The organism is Bengtsoniella intestinalis, assembly GCF_039719005.1.
Taxonomy (GTDB): Bacteria; Bacillota; Clostridia; order Oscillospirales; family Oscillospiraceae; genus Oscillibacter; species Oscillibacter intestinalis.
Genome location: NZ_CP133584.1, coordinates 1885754 through 1904453, shown reverse-complemented (window position 1 = coordinate 1904453; position 18700 = coordinate 1885754). Strand labels below are relative to the sequence as shown.

Below are 18700 nucleotides of genomic sequence, written 5' to 3'. Positions count from 1 at the left end.
GAAAAATCTGCTTGCTTGTCCTGCGCATTTTTAGATTCCGATGATTTTTTATTAGCTGTTCTTGCGTTTCAATAGCTTAACTTAATGACATTGTTTTATTTACAATTCCTTTTTTTATCATACGCTTTTGTATAGTACATTGCAAGAGAAAAACATAAAAAACGTTACAAAATTTCAATGAAATATCACAACTTTTCTCCAAGATGTATCAAACACAGTGCATACCGTCCTAACAAAATGTAAGGTTGTTGAAGGCTAACGATACTGGCGATGTAGAACTGGAATATGAGGGGAAGAAAAAGTAAAGAGCATATAAAAGCAGGGTGAATGACGACCATTCACCCTGCTTCCTATGATAGTAACCTTCACCCCATCACCATCCCCGTTCGGTTTTGTAAAGATCATATGTACGGTGGATTTTGAGATACCGAATTCTTTGGTGGCTTGGCGCACGGCGGTGTTTTGCTCAATGATGTACAGCTCTCGCTTTCTAAGGGCGTGTATGCGCTGGAGAGAGGGAATGTGTGATGAAAAACTAAGAAAACGTAGGGAACGGTCGAGACCATTCCCTACGTAGTATTCAGTGTTTAGCTATATTACACGCTCTTGTGGAAGGTGCGGCGCACCACTTCTTCACGTTGTTCACGGCTCAAGCGGTTGAAGTGAACGGCGTAGCCAGACACACGGATGGTCAGGCTGGGATACTTTTCAGGGTGATCCAGCGCATCCAACAGCATTTCGCGGTTGAGCACGTTCACGTTCAGGTGATGGGCACCTTGGTGGAAGTAGCCGTCCAAAATGGAAGCCAAGTTGGCCTTGCGACCAGCTTCGTCATGACCCAGTGCGTCGGGCACGATGGAGAAGGTGTTAGACACACCGTCTTGGCACACACCGCGGTAAGGAATCTTTGCCACAGAGTTCAAAGAAGCCAAAGCGCCAGAGTTGTCACGACCGTGCATGGGGTTTGCACCGGGAGCCAGTGCTTCGCCCTTTTTGCGACCGTCGGGGGTGGAACCAGTCTTCTTGCCGTACATCACGTTAGAGGTGATGGTCAGCGCAGACAGGGTGTGGTGTGCGTCACGATACAAGGGGTGCTTTTTCAGCTCCTTGGAGAAGTAACGGGTGACGAAAATGGCTTCGTCGTCGGCACGGTCATCATCGTTGCCGTATTTGGGGAAGTCACCGTCCACTTCAAAGTCAACAGCCAAGCCTTCTTCGTTGCGGATGGGGCGGACGTTTGCATAGCGGATGGCGCTCAAAGAGTCAGCAGCCACAGACAAACCAGCGATACCAAAGGCTGCCAAGCGTTCCACCTTGGTGCTGTGCAAAGCCATTTGGCTGGCTTCGTAAGCGTACTTGTCGTGCATATAGTGGATGATGTTAATGGCATCTGCATACATGAGAGCCACATAATCCATGACCTTTTCGTAGTTATCACGGACTTTGTAGTATTCCAGCACGTCATCAGTGATGGGCTCAATGCCGGGGATGACCACGTTGCCCTTGATTTCGTCGCGACCACCGTTGATGGCGTACAGCAAGGACTTTGCAATGTTGCAACGGGCGCCGAAGAATTGCATTTGCTTGCCAATGGTCATAGCGGACACACAGCAGGCGATGGCGTAGTCGTCGCCATACAAAGGACGCATCACGTCGTCGTTTTCGTATTGCAGGGCATCGGTTTGGATGCTCATTTTTGCGCAGTATTCCTTAAAGGCTTGGGGCAGGAATTCAGACCACAACACAGTCATGTTGGGTTCGGGTGCAGGACCCAAGTTGGTCAGTGCGTGCAAGTAACGGAAGGAAGACTTGGTGACCATGGTGGTGCCACGGACAGTCATACCGCCGATGACTTCGGTGACCCAAGTGGGGTCGCCGCCGAACAGTTCGTTGTACTCGGGGGTACGCAGGTGACGAACCAAACGCAGCTTGATGATGAATTGGTCAACCAGTTCTTGGGCTTGGGCTTCGGTGATCAGACCACGGTCCAAGTCACGTTGGATGTAGATGTCCACAAAGGTGGAAGTACGACCCAAAGAGGTGGCAGCGCCGTTGTTTTCCTTGATGCCAGCCAAGTAAGCCATGTACAGGAATTGGATGGCTTCTTGTGCGGTTTTAGCAGGCTTAGACAGATCAATGCCATAGCGCAGAGCCATTGCGCCCATTTCTTGCAGGGCGCGGATTTGCATGGACACTTCTTCACGCAGTTGAATGCGGTTAGCGTCGATGTTTTCGGTCAGGTGAGACAAATCACGCTTCTTGTCTTCCACCAAAGCGTCCAAACCGTACAAAGCCACACGGCGATAGTCACCGATGATGCGGCCACGACCGTAAGCGTCGGGCAAACCAGTCAAAAGGCCAGCGTTACGAGCCAAACGGATAGCAGGGGTGTAAGCATCGAACACGCCTTCGTTGTGGGTCTTGCGGTAGGTCTTAAAGTCGTGCATCAGTTGCTCGTTGAGCTTGTAGCCGTATTGTTCCAAAGCGGATTCTGCCATACGGGTACCGCCGTAGAGGTTGACAATGCGCTTGAGAGGTGCGTCAGTTTGCAGCCCCACAATCACTTCGTTTTCCTTGTCGATGTAGCCGGGTTCGTAGTTGTTGATGCCAGAAATCAGATCGGTTTCTACGCCGAGAATACCCTTTTGTTGTTCTTCCCACAACAGAGCTTCGCACTTTTCCCACACAGCCTTGGTGGCAGGGGTGGCGTCAGCCAAAAAGCTTTCGTCTTCGTAGTAAGGGGTGTAGTTTTTGCGGATGAAGGAGCCTACATCGATGGTGTGTTTCCAACCACCAGAGCGGAAGCCTTCCCATTGGTCAAAGTTTAGTTCTTGTAACATAATCTTGTGTTTCCTTTCAAGTGTAAACTAACGAAAATAGGTTGTTTGCAGCTGGGAACATCGCGCTTTGTCCATGGCAGGTGTATCCGCCAACGGTTCAGGGATGTTCAGGTTTTGATACTTACTATGTCCTAACATATGGTAGGGTAGAAGTTCTACCTTTTCCACATGGAATAAGCGGTTGATATAGGTTTGGAGTTGTGCCATATGGGCGTCTCCATCGGTGATGCCGGGTACCACCACGTGGCGAATCCATAGGGGAATGCCAGCGTCTTGGGCTTGTTGCAAGAAGCCTTCGGTGACAGAGAGCTTGCCAGCGGTGAGCTGGTGATAGCCCTCTGGGTCAGGGTGCTTGCAATCGTAGAGAATCAAATCGGTTTGGGACAGTAAGTCGGTGAAATCACCAACCACTGAGCCAGAGGTGTCCAAGCAAGTGTGAATGCCGTGATGTTTCAGCGCCTTCATACAGGCGGTGACAAAATCGGCTTGGAGCAGGGGCTCGCCACCAGAGAAGGTGACCCCACCGCCACTACTTTTAAAGTAAGGCTTCATCCGCACCAGTTGTTTGACCAAGTCATCCACTGTTCGTGCAGTGCCTAGTTGGGGCGTCCACGTGTCGGGGTTGTGGCAGTATTGGCATCGCAACGGACAGCCTTGCAAAAAAACCACCGTGCGTACACCGGGGCCGTCCACCAGTCCCATGGTTTCTACAGAGTGAATATATCCAGTCATGGGGTGCCCCCTTTCGCAATATCCTAGTTACAATATATGTAAAAATTAGTTATAACTTACCACATCATCTTGTATCCATGGCCTATTATACACCACAAATAATGAAAAGGGAAGAGAAAAGTACTGGGCAAAGGTGATAAACTTTTTCATAGGTTTGGTGGCAAATAGACGGTTTCTTTATATATTGTTACAAAAATAACAATACTTGGAAAAAGAAGAGCTCCCTGTCTTTGTCTTATATGACAGCCAATGGTGTGTCCGTGCCGTTGGCACGCCGAGCAAAACATCGTTATAAAAATAACAATAAGAAGCCAAATGAAAAGGTCGGCCAGCAAAAAGCTGGTCGGTCAGTTCATTTTTTGGTATAAGAGAAAGGAGAGGGAAATGAATCATGAAAATCAAGTGCTTTACTTGATGGGGCTATCATAAAGCCTATGGAAAGAAAAGTCAATAGTCTTTTGGGAACCTTCATATATTGTTTACAATAACCAATAAATACCAGTATTTATTCATGAATTATTCAAAAAATAGACATAAATCCCCTTGACAAGCAAAAGAAATGGTGGTATGATTAGCACGCTAATGATTAGCGCACTAAATGTTTTGGAGGTAACGATGCACGATAAACATATCGACGATATTCCTATGGGCGCTTTGCTAGGACGCAACGCCCACCTATCCCGTGCCATCATTGAAGCCCATTTGGAGATTTACGACATGACTCTGTCCCAAACCCATATGCTGATGAAACTCCATGAGTCAGGGGGGCAGGCGGTGCAAAGTAGGCTGACAGAGCATTTACACGTCAAACCCTCTACGGTGAACGGGTTGGTGGAGCGGATGGAGGAGCGTGGCTTGGTGACCCGTGCCACCGACCCCAACGACGGCAGGCAACGGCTCATCACTTTGACCCAACGAGGGCGGACGGTACACCATGAACTAAAAGCTGGTTTGGACGCAGGAGAGGCTCGATTGGCGGCCTGCTTCACGCCAGAAGAGCACAAAACCTTGCGAGACCTACTCATTCGCATGGCACGACATTTAGAACAGGAGCGAGACTTATGCTAAAACAACTCTGGCCTTATACCAAAGGCTACCGCCAATGGATTGCCGTTGGCGTGATTTGCTCAGCGGCAGAGGCCGTGTTTGAACTGCTGATTCCCCTTGTCATGGCAGATATTGTGGACATTGGCATTGCCAACGGCGACGTCAATTACATTGCCGTCAAAGGCTTGACCATGGTGGCAATGGCGATTATTTCCCTGTGCTTTGGGGTGGGAGCCGCCTTTTTCTCGTCACGGGCAGGCTTTGGCTTGGGTGCCAATCTCCGTGATGCCCAATTTGCCCACATCCAAGACTTTGCCTTTGAAAACATCGAGCGGTTTTCCACCGCCTCTCTCATCACCCGTATGACCAGCGATGTCAACGCCATTCAGGTGACGTTGATGATGGGCATTCGCTTGATGGTGCGTGCCCCAGTGATGCTGGTGACGGCGTTGGTGCTGGCGATTTTCATCAGCGTACAGCTGTCTCTTAGTTTTGCGGTGGCCATCCCAGTGCTGGTGGTGTTCATCGGCATGATGTTGGTGCGTGTGGGGCCACTGTTTAAAAAGCTGCAAGCTTGTATCGACGGTCTGAACCTTGCGGTGCAAGAGGATGTGACCAACATCCGTGTGGTGAAATCCTTTGCCCAAGAGGACTATCAAAACGCCCAGTTTGACGAGAAAAACCAAGATCTGAAAAAAGCCTCTCAAACGGCATTTGGCACCGTGATTACCATCATGCCCACCATGATGCTGGTGATTTATGCCACCATCATTGCTGTTTTGTGGTTTGGCGGTCAAATGGTGTTCGCTGGGGATTTGGAGGTAGGGAAGCTGACCTCTATGTTCACCTACGTGACCCAAATTCTCATGGCACTGATGATGGTATCCATGGTGTCTATGCAGGCCACCCGTGCCATTGCCTGCGCCAAGCGTGTGTGTGAAGTGCTCTCTGAAACCCCAGCCATTTCTGACAACGGCAACCAAGATTTGCTGGTGGAACATGGCACCATTACCTTTGAAAATGTCAGCTTTAAATACCACAAAGATGCACCCAACTGGATTTTGGAGAACATCAATCTCACCATTCCAGCAGGTGCCACCGTGGGGGTTTTAGGTGCCACTGGCAGTGCCAAAACCACGCTGGTGTCCCTGATTCCACGGCTGTATGAAGCCGATAGCGGTGTGGTGTCTGTGGGTGGCCGCCCTGTGAGGGATTACACGCTCCACAATTTGCGCAACAGCGTGGCCATGGTGCTGCAACAAAACACGTTGTTCTCTGGCACCATTTTGGAAAATCTCCGCTGGGGCAACCCAGAGGCCACAGAGGAACAGGTGCTCAAAGCTTGTGAATCTGCCTGTGTGGATGAATTTTTAGACCGCATGGAAGATGGGTTAAACACCGATTTGGGGCAGGGCGGTGTCAATGTCTCTGGCGGTCAAAAACAGCGCCTGTGCATTGCCCGTGCCATTTTGAAACAGCCTAAAATCTTGATTTTAGACGACTCCACCTCAGCGGTAGACACCGCCACCGATGCCAAAATCCGCAAAGCCTTTGCGGAAGATTTGGGCGATACAACCAAGATTATCATTGCCCAGCGGATTAGCTCTGTCATGGATGCAGATTTGATTTTGGTCATGGACGATGGGCGGATTTCTGCCCAAGGCATTCATGGCGACTTGATGGAACGTAGCGAAATTTATCGTAGCATTTACGATGCCCAACAGAAAGGGGTGGACGACAATGGATAACAAGCAACAAGGGGGACCACCCCCAAAAGGTCCAAGTTTTGGCCCCGGTCCCGGCCCCAGCGGCCCTCGGTTCGGCGGCGGTGCCAAGCCAAAGAATTTAAAGGAAACCCTTGGAAAACTGATGGTGTATCTGCGCCCCTATCGTCTCCAGTTGGGACTGGTGGCACTGTGTTTGGTTGGCAGTTCTGCCTGCACCGTTATGGGGTCGTATCTCTTGAAACCAGCCATCAATGACTATATCATCCCCGGTGATTTTGAAGGCTTGGCACAGACTCTGCTCTTGATGGGTGGGCTGTATTTGACGGCGGCGTTGCTCACCTTTTTGTACACACGATTGATGGTGTATATCGGGCAAAATGCCGTGGCAAATATCCGCCGTGACCTGTTTGAAAAAATGCAGACCTTGCCCTTGCGCTACTTTGACACCCATCCCCACGGGGATTTGATGAGCCGTTTCACCAACGACATCGATACCGTGTCAGAAGCGTTAAACAACAGCTTTGCCAGCTTCCTATCCTGTGGATTGACCTTTGCTGGCACCATCATTATGATGATAATCCTATCCCCTGTGTTGACGCTGGTGACCTTTTTATCCCTGTTTGTGATGATGAATGCCATCCGCATTGTGGGTGGCAAGTCTGGTGCGTTTTTCAAAGGACAACAGCAAACCCTTGGGGCTGTCAACGGCTATGTGGAAGAAATGATTACAGGGCAGAAGGTGGTGAAGGTGTTCTGTCGTGAAGCGCCTTCTAAGGCGGAATTTGCCGTAAAAAACGAAGCCTATCGCCAAAGTGCCACCACCGCCCAATCCTTTGCGGGTGCCATGATGCCTATGATGGGCAATCTAGGGCACATCAACTACGCCATCACCTGTTGCGTGGGCGGTATTTTAGCGGTGCAATCAGGGGATTTGGGCACACTGGTCACCTTTTTAAACTATTCTCGCCAAGTGGTGCAACCTGTGAGCCAAGTGGCGCAACAATCCAACACCATTTTGTCTGCTGTGGCAGGTGCTGAGCGTGTGTTTGACATGATGGAACAAGCCAGCGAAATCGACAACGGCACCGTCACCTTGGTCAGCGTGGAAGAGACCAACGGCACCTTGCAAGAAGCCCAAAACCGCACAGGTTTGTGGGCATGGAAAACCGCTGAAGGTCTGGTTCCGCTGGCAGGTCTGGTGCGGTTCACCGACGTGGACTTTGGCTATGTGGAAGGGCAAAAGGTGCTGAAAAATCTGTCTCTCCATGCCAAGGCAGGGCAACAAATCGCCTTCGTTGGCTCCACTGGCGCAGGCAAAACCACCATCACCAACCTCATCAACCGTTTTTACGATATCCAACGTGGCACCATCACCTTTGATGGCATTGAAATCCGTGATATTCGCAAAGAATCTCTCCGTCGTTCGCTGGGCATGGTGTTGCAAGACACCCATCTGTTCACAGGCACCATTGCCGACAACATCCGCTTTGGGATGCTAGATGCAACCGATGCACAGGTGGAAGCGGCGGCAAAATTGGCCAACGCCCATGGGTTCATCCGTCACCTGCCCAAGGGCTATGACACGGTGATTACCGACGATGGTGGTAGTTTGAGCCAAGGGGAACGGCAACTGTTGAACATTGCCCGTGCCGCTTGCGCCGATGCCCCAGTGCTGATTTTGGACGAAGCCACGTCCTCCATCGACACCCACACAGAAGGCTTGATTCAACAGGGTATGGACAAATTGATGGCAGGGCGCACCGTGTTCATCATCGCCCATCGCCTGTCCACCGTCCGCAATGCCAAGGCTATTTTGGTGCTAGAGCAAGGGGAAGTGCTAGAACGTGGCACCCACGACGAACTGCTCCAAAACCAAGGGCGGTATCACCAACTCTATACAGGCCAAGCAGAATTGGATTGATTGGGTGGTATCCTTGGCATAAATACAAAGCGTAGGGAATGGTCTTGACCATTCCGTCTCTCAGGGTATTGTTGCTAGGGGGGCGGAACGGTCAAGACCGTTCCCTACGACTGTGATTGTTGTAGGGGCGACCTGTGGTCGCCCGTTGTTTGCCTTTTGCAAAACCTTCACAAATCCCCAGTTGACAATTCCTTGTAAACCAGATAGAATAGTATGTTGTAAAAAAGGGCGTTGTTGCGCCCATACATTATATAATAGTAAGGAAGAATTGACATGGCAAAAGATAAAAGACAAGTAGATGCAATCACCGCCCGTGACGTAGACTTTGCCCAATGGTACACCGACGTGTGCAAAAAGGCACAGCTCATCGATTACACCTCCACCAAGGGGATGTTCATTTTGCGCCCCTATGGCTATGCCATCTGGGAAAATATCCAACACATTTTAGATGGGGAATTTAAAAAGACAGGTCACGAAAACGTGTCCATGCCTTTGCTGATTCCTGAATCTCTGCTGCAAAAGGAAAAAGACCATGTGGTGGGCTTTGCTCCTGAATGTGCATGGGTTACCCATGGCGGCAGCGAACTGTTGGAAGAACGCCTGTGCATCCGTCCCACCTCTGAGACTGTGTTCTGCGACCACTGGAGCAACATCGTCCACTCTTGGCGTGATTTGCCCATGAAATACAACCAATGGTGTAGCGTTTTGCGTTGGGAAAAGACCTCTCGCCCCTTCCTGCGTCACCGTGAATTCCTGTGGCAAGAAGGCCACACCATCCACGCCACCGCTGAAGAAGCCATCGTGGAAACTGAAGACCAACTGGAATGCTACGCTTCTTTCTGCGAAAATGTGCTGGCGATGCCTGTGCTCCGTGGCAAGAAAACCGACAAAGAAAAATTTGCTGGCGCTGAGTCTACCTACACCATCGAATGTATGATGCACGACCGCAAGGCTCTGCAAGGTGGCACCAGTCACTATTTCGGTCAAGGCTTTGCCGAAGCCTTTGAAATTTTCTTCACCGATAAAGAAAACAAGCAAGTGGCGCCCCACGAAACCTCTTGGGGGATGTCCACCCGTATCATCGGTGGCGTCATCATGACCCACGGCGATGACAACGGCTTGGTGCTCCCTCCTCGCATTGCCCCCATCCAAGTGGTGGTCATTCCTGTGGCTATGCACAAAGAAGGCGTGCTGGATGCGGCTGACGCTCTGCGTGTCCGCTTGGCAGACGCTGGCTTCCGCTCCAAAATGGACGGCAGCGACAACTCCCCCGGTTGGAAGTATGCTGAATACGAAATGAAGGGCGTGCCCCTGCGCATCGAAATCGGCCCTAAAGACATGGAAAAAGAACAATGCGTCATTGCCCGTCGTGACACTGGCGAAAAGACCGTGGTGGCACTTTCTGATTTGGAAGCCACTGTGGCAACGATGCTGGATGACGTGCATAACAATATGTACGCCATGGCACTGAAAAACCGTGAAGACAACACCTTCCCCATCAATTCTGTAGCCGAAGCCAAGGAAATTGCCTCTGGCAAGGGTGGCTTCCTCTCCAGCAAGTGGTGTGGCGAACTGGCTTGCGAATTGGCTATGAAGGAAGAAGCTGGGGTTACCTCTCGCTGTATGCCTTTGGAACAATCTGGCACCGAGGGCGTGTGCCCAGTGTGCGGCAAGCCCTGCAAAACCGATATTTTCTGGGGCGTAGCGTATTAAAGTAATAAGTAATAAGTAATAAGTAAGAAATAATAGTGAAAAACGATCCGTTGCGATGGGGAAACGGGACGTCGGGGACGCCGCCCCCTACACACGCACCATTCGTAGGGACAGCCCTTGCGGCTGTCCGTGCCTCTGGATACACACGCACCATCGGAAGGGCGGGCGACCATAGGTCGCCCCTACATAAATGGATGGTTTTCCACAAATGCTGTGATAGGGGAGGGGCTCTGCCCCTCCCGTTTTCCATTTGCTTGATGAATTTATGGAGGGATAGCGATGTTAAACAAAATTTGGAATGGGTTTTTGCGTCAAAAAACCACTGACACTGGTTGGACAGCCAAGCGTAAGGGCGCTTTTTGGGCGTGGAATTTGGGGTGGTTACTGGCCGCATTGTTGGGGCTGGGGCTGCTGTCGTTGTATTGCGCCCCTAGCTTTTCTCGGCAGTTGTTGTTTGTCAGCTATTTTCAAGTGTCACCCTTGGCGCTGTTTAACATCGCCCCAGTGGTGATTTTGGGCTTGGTGCTCTATGGTCTCCTTGGGCGTGTGGTGTGGAGCTATGGATTGACGGCGGCGGTGGTAATGGCCACTACCTTTGTCAACTATTTTAAAATCAAATTCCGCAACGATCCCTTTTTATTTGAGGATTTTTTTTACTGGCGAGAAGCTGGCAATATGGCAGGCAAATATGTGGCGCAAATCGATAGGTTCATCATCATTGCCTTTTGCATCGTGTTGTTGGGAGGCTTGTTTTTAGGGCTGTTTGTCCGTGGGCGTGTAAAAGGGTGTTGGCGTTGGCGCTTGGTTGGCTTGGTGGCAACGGTGGTGGCCGCTGTGGGGCTAGGCAATGCTATGTCTGAGGAATATACCTACAATGTTACCACCAAAAACATCACCTATATCAACCAATGGGCGTCTACCCAAGTGTATCAGTCCAAAGGCTTTGTCTATCCATTTTTGTACAGCATCCAATCGGCATTCCCCTCTGCTCCAGATGGGTACAGCGATGGCTATGCCCAAGAATTGCTGAGCCAATATGAAAGCGCGGACATTCCGGAGGACAAACAGGTGTCGGTCATCAGCATTATGCTAGAAGCCTATGCGGATTTTTCAGACTACGGCATCGATGGCCTGTGGGACGGGGTCTATGAAAATCTCCACGCCATGGAAGCAGAGAGTTACTCTGGCAATTTGGTGGTGGATGTGTTTGCTGGCGGCACCGTTACCAGTGAACGGTCGTTTTTAACAGGCTATACCGATTTGCCTACCTTCCGCACCGATACCAATTCCTATCCTTGGTACTTCTTAAACCAAGGCTATAGTGTCATGGGCATTCACCCTTGCTATGAATGGTTTTACAACCGTGAAAATGTGAATGAATACTTGGGGTATGAAGACTATTGGTTTGTAGAAAACTATTTCTACCCCATCACCGAATGGGCCGTGGGCATGGATGATGTGTTTTTCCCGGCATTGAAAACTATGTGGGAAGAGAATTTGGAAACAGGCAAGTCCATGTTTTCCTATAGCATCACCTATCAAGGCCACGGTCCGTACGCCACGGACAGCTACACGTGGGGTGACCAGTATGTGACAGGGGACTATAGTGAAGAGTCCACCTATATCATGAACAACTACTTTGGCTCCATCTATGATACGTCCAACTATCTGGTGGATTTGATGGACTATTTCAATGAAAGCGATGAGCCAGTGGTGCTGGTGTTCTTCGGCGACCATAAACCTTGGTTTGGGGATGGCAATTCGGTGTACGCTGAACTCGGCATGGATTTTGATCTCTCCACCGAGGCTGGGATGTATGAATACTATTCTACCCCCTATGTCATTTGGGCGAACGATGCCGCAAAACAAGTCACAGGCAATGATTTTGTAGGGGAGGGGCCAGACGTGAGCCCAGCCTTTTTGATGAATGTGGTGTTTGAACAAATTGGCTGGGAGGGTCCTGCTTATCTGCAGGCCACGGACGCCGTCATGGCACAGGTGCCCATCATCAATATGCCCACTGGACAGTATTGGGAAAACGGAACCATGACCACCACCTTGAGTGACGAAGCGCAAACCTTGGTAGACAATTATAATGTACTGCAATATTATTGGAGCCACAATTTTGCAGGATAAGGGAGATGTGGGATGAGACAGGCAATCGTAACAGGGGGTTCTCACGGCCTTGGCTTGGCCATGGCGGAAGGTTTTTTAGCCAAAGGGTTTGGGGTGATTGTGCTAGATGTGAACCCTTGCCCTTTGGAAGGGATAGACTATATCCCCATGGACTTATCCAAGCCAGAGGATATTGACTGCGCCTTTGCGCAGATAGAACGGCGCTACGGCACGGCACACGTGCTGGTAAACAATGGGGCTGTCACCAAATATGAAAAGCCCATCTCTGAGGTGTCAGTTTCAGACTATGATACTATATTAAATACAAACCTCCGCGGCGCTTACCTGTGCGCAAAGGCGTTCATCGCCTTAAACCAAGGGCAGGACTATGGGCGGATTATCAACTTGGCTTCCACCCGATTCCATCAAAATGAAGGGGATTGGGAGCTCTATGGTATGAGCAAAGGGGGGATAGTGTCCCTGACCAACAGCCTGTGCGTGTCTTTGATGGGCACGCCCATCACCGTCAATGCCATTTCCCCTGGCTATATCCACACGGGAGATGAAGTGCTAGAGCCTCGAGACCATCAGATTCATCCCTCCAACCGTGTGGGCATCCCACGGGACATTGCCAATGTGTGTTTGTTTTTGGCAGATGAAGAAAATGACTTCATCAACGGCGCCAACATCGTCGTAGACGGCGGCATGACCAAGCGGATGATCTATTGAACTAAGGACTAAAGACTAAAAGTGAAAAACTATCGTCTGCGGACGGGATTATTTGGAAGGTGTTTCTTTCGTGGGAACACCTTCCTCTTTTTCGTTGCGTGTGTGATAGATGAGAGGGTAATCATCTGGATTGTCCAAACGAAGGAAACAACGCTTGCGCAATTCATCAACGTCCTCTAAAATGCGTAAATAATCTGCCATTTTTCCCACCTCCAACGTATATGTATCAATCATACAACATATATTGTGTAAATACAACCCATATCGCGTATTTGCGCGATATGGGTTGGAGAAATAAATGAGATGCTCTTGTACAATAGACAAGAGGTGATGGCGTTGAAGGATACACATTATAAATTGCACATTCAAATTGGATTGAATATTATGCGATATCGCAAAGAACAGGGATTGACCCAAATGCAATTGGCGGAACTGGCAGGGTATAGCCACAATCAAATCCAGCGTGTAGAAACGGCATATAGTGCCCCAACGGTGGGATTGCTGTTTGATGTGGCGGAGGCATTGGATATATCGCTGGAAAAGTTGCTGCAAATCCGTTGATTGACCCCTCAAAAAATTTCTCAAAAAACTTTTCAAAAACCTCTTGACAAACCGTCAATAGTGGTATATTCTATATGAGCACGCAACTGTGAAAGCAGTCCAACGTGCACTGCGATGAACCAGGAGATTGCGACTAACGTCGGTAACTTGTGGGGAGTATGTCCGAGAATCGGGCGGCTGAGAAAGAATCTGTATGTTGCGTAGATCGCTGCGCTTTGTTTACAGTACCGGCCGTATGTTTATTTACGGGCGGTATTTTTTCGTAAGTCGGAATGATACGCACGGATAAGCGTGTAGAAAACTTTCTCGCCGTACGCAGGTCAAAAAAAGAAACTACGTACGAATTACTAGGAGGAATTACCAAATGGCAGCTCAACAAACCATTCGCATTCGTCTCAAGGCCTATGACCATCAAGTCATCGACCAAAGTGCAGAAAAAATCGTGGAAACCGCAAAGCGTGCAGGCGCTACTGTTTCTGGCCCCATCCCCCTGCCCACCAAGAAAGAAATTGTCACCATTCTGCGTGCTGTTCATAAGTACAAAGATAGCCGTGAACAATTCGAACGCCGCACCCACAAGCGCCTGATCGACATCAGCAATACCAACCCCAAGGTTGTGGAAGCTCTGATGGCTCTGGAACTGCCCGCAGGTGTGGAAATCGAGATTAAGCTGTAATCTCACACTATTAATTAGTTTGCTGTCCCAAGCTTAGCGATTTTAGAGCTAGGCGGGTCACGTCGGCAGAGCAATGCTGGTGCGGACGCCCAATGGGCGCCCCTACATCGGTCACCTAAGCCGACCAATAACCTTTCAGGAGGAATATACATGAAAGCAATCATCGGCAAAAAAGTCGGCATGACTCAAATTTTTGACGAAAATGGCCAAGTGATCCCTGTAACTGTCATTCAGGCAGGTCCTTGCGCTGTGGTTCAAAAGAAGACTGTCGAAAAAGAAGGTTATGCTTCTGTGCAACTGGGCTATGAAGACGTTGCAGAGCGCAAGCTGACCAAACCCGAGATGGGTCACCTGAACAAGGCTGGCGTGTCTCCCAAGAAGCACCTGCAAGAATTCGATCTGGACAACGCTGCTGAGCTGAACATCGGCGACATTGTCAAGGCAGACACCTTCGCAGTGGGCGATTTCGTTGACGTTACCGGCACCAGCAAAGGTCACGGTTTCGCTGGCGTTATCAAGCGTCACGGCGCACACCGCTTGAAGGAAACTCACGGTACTGGTCCTGTTCACCGTCACGCTGGTTCCATGGGTTCCGGTACTGACCCCGCTCGTATCTTCAAAGGCAAGATCGGCGCAGGTCAAATGGGTGTTGACCAAGTCACCGTCCAAAACCTCACTGTTGTGAAAGTCGACTCCGAACTGAACATGTTGGTTGTGTGTGGCGCAGTGCCCGGCCCCAAAGGCGGTCTGGTTACCATCAAGTCCACTGTCAAGACTCATCGCATTAAAAATGTTGAGACTGGCATCTCTAGCAACCCACAAAAGGCTTCCGGTCGTAACCCACAAAAGGCATCCGCCCGTAACAAATAAGAAAGGAGTGCTTGTAATTTATGTCTACTATCAATGTATTGAACATGGCTGGCGCACAAGTCGGCACTGTTGAACTGAACGATTCCATTTTTGGCATCGAACCAAACCAAATTGTGGTTCACGAAGTGGTGAAAAATCACTTGGCAAACTGCAGACAAGGCACTCAAAGCACCCTGACCCGTGCTGAAGTTGCTGGTGGCGGCAAGAAACCTTGGCGTCAAAAGGGTACTGGCCACGCTCGTCAAGGCTCTACCCGTGCTCCCCAATGGACCCACGGCGGCATCGTGTTCGCACCAAAGCCCCGTGATTACTCCTATGTCCTGAACAAGAAAGTCAAGCGCTTGGCTCTGAAATCTGTTCTGTCTGATAAGGCTGCTGCTGGCAAAATTATCATCATCGACGAACTGAAGATGGATGCCATCAAAACCGCAGACTTCCGCAAGTTCTTGGGCGCTGTCAACTGCGACAGCAAAGCTGTTGTGATTACCGCTGAAAAAGACGACATCATCGTCAAGAGCGCTCGCAACATCCCCGGCGTGCTGACCACCACTGCCACCATCTTGAGCGTGTATGACTTGGTCAACGCTCGTAGCTTGGTTGTGGATAAGGCTGCCTTGGCAAAAATCGAGGAGGTGTTCGCATAATGGCTACTGCATACGACATCGTTATCCGTCCTATCATCACCGAACGTGCAATGGCAGCTGTGGCTGACAAAAAGTACGTCTTCGAAGTGGCTAAGGACGCTGGCAAAATTGAAGTGAAAAAAGCTGTTGAAGAAATCTTCGGTGTGAAGGTTGCATCTGTCAACACCTTGACTGTCCCCGGCAAAACCAAGCGCCAAGGCGCTGGCCGTCTGGGCAAAACCAAGACCTGGAAGAAGGCCTATGTGCAGCTCACCGCTGACTCTAAGACCATTGAATTCTTCGAAGGCATGGTTTAATTAACGGAAGGAGAGTATCGTTATGTCTATTAAAACTTTTAAGCCAACGACCCCTTCCAGAAGACAAATGACTGTCAACGGGTTCGACGGCATCGACAAGAAGGCAAAACCAGAGCCCAGCTTGACTGAAACTCTGCAAAAGTCTGCTGGTCGTAACAGCTATGGTCGCATCACCGTTCGCCATCGTGGCGGCGGCAACAAGCGTAAATATCGTATCATCGATTTCAAGCGTGACAAAGAAGGCACTGCCACTGTGTTGCGTCTGGAATATGACCCCAACCGCTCCGCTAACATCGCTCTGATTGAGTACGAAGATGGCGAAAAGCGTTATATCGTGGCTCCTCTGGGCCTGAAAGCTGGCCACATCATCATGACTGGCCCCGACGCAGACATCCTGCCCGGCAATGCTTTGCCCATCGCCAAGATTCCCGTGGGTACCATCATTCACAACGTGGAACTGTATCCCGGCCGTGGCGCACAATTGGTTCGCTCTGCTGGTACTTCCGCTCAATTGATGGCTAAGGAAGGGCAAGACGCTCAAATCCGTATGCCTTCTGGTGAAGTGCGTATCGTGCGTATCAACTGCATGGCTACCATCGGTCAAGTTGGTAACATCGAACACGAAAACATCAACATTGGTAAAGCTGGTCGTAAGCGTCACATGGGTTGGCGTCCCACCGTCCGTGGTTCTGTTATGAACCCCAATGACCATCCACATGGTGGTGGTGAAGGTCGTGCACCTATCGGCCGTACTGGCCCTGTTACCCCTTGGGGCAAGCCTGCTATGGGTTATAAAACTCGTAAGAAGAAGAACCCCACTAACAAATTCATTGTCAAACGTCGTGGCGAGAAGTAAGGAGGCATTTTAATATGAGCAGATCTGTTAAAAAGGGCCCGTATATTGCCCCTAAGCTCCTCAAGCGGGTCGAGGAAATGAACGAAAAGGGCGAAAAGAAAGTCTTGAAGACTTGGAGCCGTAGCTCCACTATCTTCCCAGACTTCGTCGGTCACACCATTGCAGTCCATGATGGCCGCAAGCATGTGCCCGTGTATGTGCAAGAAGACATGGTTGGTCACAAGTTTGGTGAGTTCGCTCCCACTCGTACCTTCCGTGGTCATAAATAAGAGAGGAGATGCCTAACATGGAAAAGAAAATTGCTAAAGCACATCTGCGTTATGTCCGCATCTCCACCCGTAAGGTTCAAATCGTTTGCGATTTGATCCGCGGGAAGAGCGTGGGTAACGCCATGGCTATTTTGATGAAGACTCCTAAGTCTGCATCTGAACCAATGATGAAGCTGTTGAAGAGCGCTGTGGCTAACGCAGAAAACAACGACGGCATGGACCCTGCAAACCTTGTGGTGTGCGAAGTGTTCGCAACACCAGGCCCCATTCTTAAGAGAATGATGCCTCGTGCACAAGGTCGTGCATTCCGTATCAACAAACGCACCTCTCACGTCACCTTGTGTGTGACTGAGAAGGCATAAGGGAGGAGACAGTTTTATGGGACAAAAGGTAAATCCCCACGGTTTACGTGTGGGCGTCATCAAAGACTGGGATTCCCGTTGGTATGCCAGTGATGAAAAAGTGGGCGACTTGATTGTCGAAGACCACAAGATTCGTGAATATCTGAAAAAGACCTTGTACGCAGCTGGCCTGCCCAAGATCGAAATCGAACGTAGCAACGATGTTGTCACCATCTTCTTGCACGTGGCTCGCCCCGGCGTGGTCATCGGCAAGGGTGGCGAACAAATCGAAGCTTACCGTTTGGCAGTGGAAAAAATGATCGGCAAGAAAGTGCGCTTGAACATCGTTGAAGTGCGCAACCCCGACATGAATGCACAATTGGTTGCAGAATCCATTGCACAACAATTGGAAAAGCGTATCTCTTTCCGCCGCGCCATGAAAAACTCCATGGCTCGCGCTATGCGTGCTGGCGCTAAGGGTATCAAAACCAACTGCTCTGGTCGTTTGGGCGGCGCTGAAATTGCCCGTACCGAACACTATCATGAAGGTACCATCCCCCTGCAAACCATCCGCGCTGACATTGAGTATGGCTTCGCTGAAGCTGCTACCACTTTCGGCCGTATCGGTGTGAAGGTGTGGATCTACAAGGGCGAAGTGCTGAGCCAAACTCTGCGTACCACCCCTCGTACCATGGACACCACTAAGCCTTACCAAGAACGTCGTGAACGTCGCCCTCGTCGTGATGGCGATCGTCGTCCCGGTGGCTTCAACCGTAACAACAACGGTGGCGGCTTCAACCGTAACAACAACGGTCAAGGCGGCCAAGGTGGCTACAACCGTCCTGCTGGCGGTGGCTTCCGTCCTAACAACAACACTGCACGCCCTGCAGCTCCTGCAGCGGCTCCCAAGGAAGGAGGAGCTCAATAATGCTTCTGCCTAAGAGAGTTAAATATCGCCGCGTTCATCGTGGCCGCATGACCGGCAAAGCCACCCGTGGTAACACCTTGGCTTATGGCGATTTCGGTCTGCAATCCATGGAACCCGGTTGGATTTCCAACAACCAAATCGAAGCAGCTCGTATTGCTATGACCCGTTACACCAAGCGTGGCGGTAAGGTTTGGATTAAGATTTTCCCCGACAAGCCCTTGACAAAGAAGCCAGCTGAAACCCGCATGGGTTCTGGTAAGGGCTCTCCTGACAGCTGGGTTGCAGTTGTCAAGCCCGGCCGTATCATGTTTGAAATCGCCGGTGTGCCCGAAGAAGTCGCCCGTGAAGCTATGCGTCTGGCCGCTCACAAGCTGCCTGTAAAGACCAAGTTCATTGTGCGCGCTGCTTCGGAGGATCAGGAAGCAGGTGAGTAAG

The 18700-nt window shown here is 50.3% G+C and carries 20 protein-coding genes; 16 read left to right on the top strand and 4 right to left on the bottom strand.

Translation table 11 applies throughout. From position 1 onward, the window contains the following. Positions 1–255: 255 nt before the first annotated feature. The 3 genes from RFF05_RS09245 to pflA form a co-directional block, all read right to left on the bottom strand. Complete coding sequence (locus tag RFF05_RS09245) at positions 256–471, bottom strand: hypothetical protein (RefSeq protein ID WP_409970099.1); 216 nt, start codon at positions 469–471, stop codon at positions 256–258. A 125-nt stretch (positions 472–596) separates the two neighbouring features. Continuing rightward, positions 597–2840 (bottom strand): formate C-acetyltransferase, encoded by a 2244-nt coding sequence (gene pflB, locus RFF05_RS09240; RefSeq protein WP_409970056.1) that lies wholly within the window; start codon positions 2838–2840, stop codon positions 597–599. Positions 2841–2867: 27 nt separating this feature from the next. Beyond that, a complete protein-coding gene (pflA, locus tag RFF05_RS09235; RefSeq protein WP_409970055.1) occupies positions 2868–3572 on the bottom strand; it encodes a pyruvate formate-lyase-activating protein in 705 nt (234 codons plus the stop codon). 615 nt (positions 3573–4187) lie between these two features. Here pflA and RFF05_RS09230 point away from each other — a divergent pair. The 6 genes from RFF05_RS09230 (at position 4188) to RFF05_RS09205 (ending at position 12824) form a co-directional block, all read left to right on the top strand. After that, positions 4188–4640, top strand: coding sequence for a MarR family winged helix-turn-helix transcriptional regulator (locus RFF05_RS09230; RefSeq protein ID WP_409970054.1), 453 nt, complete (start codon positions 4188–4190; stop codon positions 4638–4640). Beyond that, complete coding sequence (locus RFF05_RS09225) at positions 4634–6367, top strand: ABC transporter ATP-binding protein (RefSeq protein ID WP_409970053.1); 1734 nt, start codon at positions 4634–4636, stop codon at positions 6365–6367. The genes RFF05_RS09230 and RFF05_RS09225 overlap by 7 nt, the downstream gene beginning before the upstream one ends. Continuing rightward, positions 6360–8267, top strand: coding sequence for an ABC transporter ATP-binding protein (locus RFF05_RS09220; protein ID WP_409970052.1), 1908 nt, complete (start codon positions 6360–6362; stop codon positions 8265–8267). Before RFF05_RS09225 ends, RFF05_RS09220 begins: the two co-directional genes overlap by 8 nt. A 273-nt stretch (positions 8268–8540) precedes the next feature. Next, positions 8541–9980 (top strand): proline--tRNA ligase, encoded by a 1440-nt coding sequence (proS, locus tag RFF05_RS09215; RefSeq protein ID WP_409970051.1) that lies wholly within the window; start codon positions 8541–8543, stop codon positions 9978–9980. Positions 9981–10259: 279 nt separating this feature from the next. Further along, a complete protein-coding gene (locus RFF05_RS09210) occupies positions 10260–12116 on the top strand; it encodes an LTA synthase family protein (protein WP_409970050.1) in 1857 nt (618 codons plus the stop codon). Positions 12117–12128: 12 nt separating this feature from the next. Beyond that, entirely contained in the window at positions 12129–12824 is a 696-nt protein-coding gene (locus tag RFF05_RS09205) for an SDR family NAD(P)-dependent oxidoreductase (protein WP_409970049.1), read from the top strand. A 48-nt stretch (positions 12825–12872) separates the two neighbouring features. Here the strand turns inward: RFF05_RS09205 and RFF05_RS09200 are convergent, their stop codons facing one another. Then, positions 12873–13025: a hypothetical protein gene (locus RFF05_RS09200; RefSeq protein WP_409970048.1), complete on the bottom strand. Its 153-nt coding sequence runs from the start codon at positions 13023–13025 to the stop codon at positions 12873–12875. A 102-nt stretch (positions 13026–13127) separates the two neighbouring features. On the opposite strand from RFF05_RS09200, the gene RFF05_RS09195 reads away from it, so the two are divergent. From RFF05_RS09195 to rplP, 10 genes are all read left to right on the top strand, one after another. Continuing rightward, positions 13128–13385, top strand: coding sequence for a helix-turn-helix domain-containing protein (locus tag RFF05_RS09195; RefSeq protein ID WP_409970047.1), 258 nt, complete (start codon positions 13128–13130; stop codon positions 13383–13385). Positions 13386–13749: 364 nt separating this feature from the next. Continuing rightward, positions 13750–14061, top strand: coding sequence for a 30S ribosomal protein S10 (gene rpsJ, locus RFF05_RS09190; protein ID WP_409970046.1), 312 nt, complete (start codon positions 13750–13752; stop codon positions 14059–14061). A gap of 150 nt (positions 14062–14211) precedes the next feature. Further along, positions 14212–14931: a 50S ribosomal protein L3 gene (rplC, locus tag RFF05_RS09185; protein ID WP_409970045.1), complete on the top strand. Its 720-nt coding sequence runs from the start codon at positions 14212–14214 to the stop codon at positions 14929–14931. A 20-nt stretch (positions 14932–14951) separates the two neighbouring features. Then, on the top strand, positions 14952–15575 hold the full coding sequence (gene rplD / locus RFF05_RS09180) for a 50S ribosomal protein L4 (protein ID WP_409970044.1): 624 nt from the start codon (positions 14952–14954) through the stop codon (positions 15573–15575). Continuing rightward, on the top strand, positions 15575–15871 hold the full coding sequence (rplW, locus tag RFF05_RS09175; protein WP_409970043.1) for a 50S ribosomal protein L23: 297 nt from the start codon (positions 15575–15577) through the stop codon (positions 15869–15871). Before rplD ends, rplW begins: the two co-directional genes overlap by 1 nt. A 22-nt stretch (positions 15872–15893) precedes the next feature. Beyond that, positions 15894–16727, top strand: a complete 834-nt coding sequence (gene rplB / locus RFF05_RS09170; protein WP_409970042.1) for a 50S ribosomal protein L2 — start codon at positions 15894–15896, stop codon at positions 16725–16727. A gap of 14 nt (positions 16728–16741) precedes the next feature. After that, positions 16742–16996: a 30S ribosomal protein S19 gene (rpsS, locus tag RFF05_RS09165; RefSeq protein ID WP_409970041.1), complete on the top strand. Its 255-nt coding sequence runs from the start codon at positions 16742–16744 to the stop codon at positions 16994–16996. A 17-nt stretch (positions 16997–17013) separates the two neighbouring features. Continuing rightward, a complete protein-coding gene (rplV, locus tag RFF05_RS09160) occupies positions 17014–17358 on the top strand; it encodes a 50S ribosomal protein L22 (protein WP_409970040.1) in 345 nt (114 codons plus the stop codon). Between the two features lie 16 nt (positions 17359–17374). Then, positions 17375–18265 (top strand): 30S ribosomal protein S3, encoded by an 891-nt coding sequence (gene rpsC, locus RFF05_RS09155; protein ID WP_409970039.1) that lies wholly within the window; start codon positions 17375–17377, stop codon positions 18263–18265. After that, positions 18265–18699 (top strand): 50S ribosomal protein L16, encoded by a 435-nt coding sequence (gene rplP / locus RFF05_RS09150; RefSeq protein ID WP_409970038.1) that lies wholly within the window; start codon positions 18265–18267, stop codon positions 18697–18699. The genes rpsC and rplP overlap by 1 nt, the downstream gene beginning before the upstream one ends. The last annotated feature ends 1 nt before the right edge of the window (position 18700 follow it).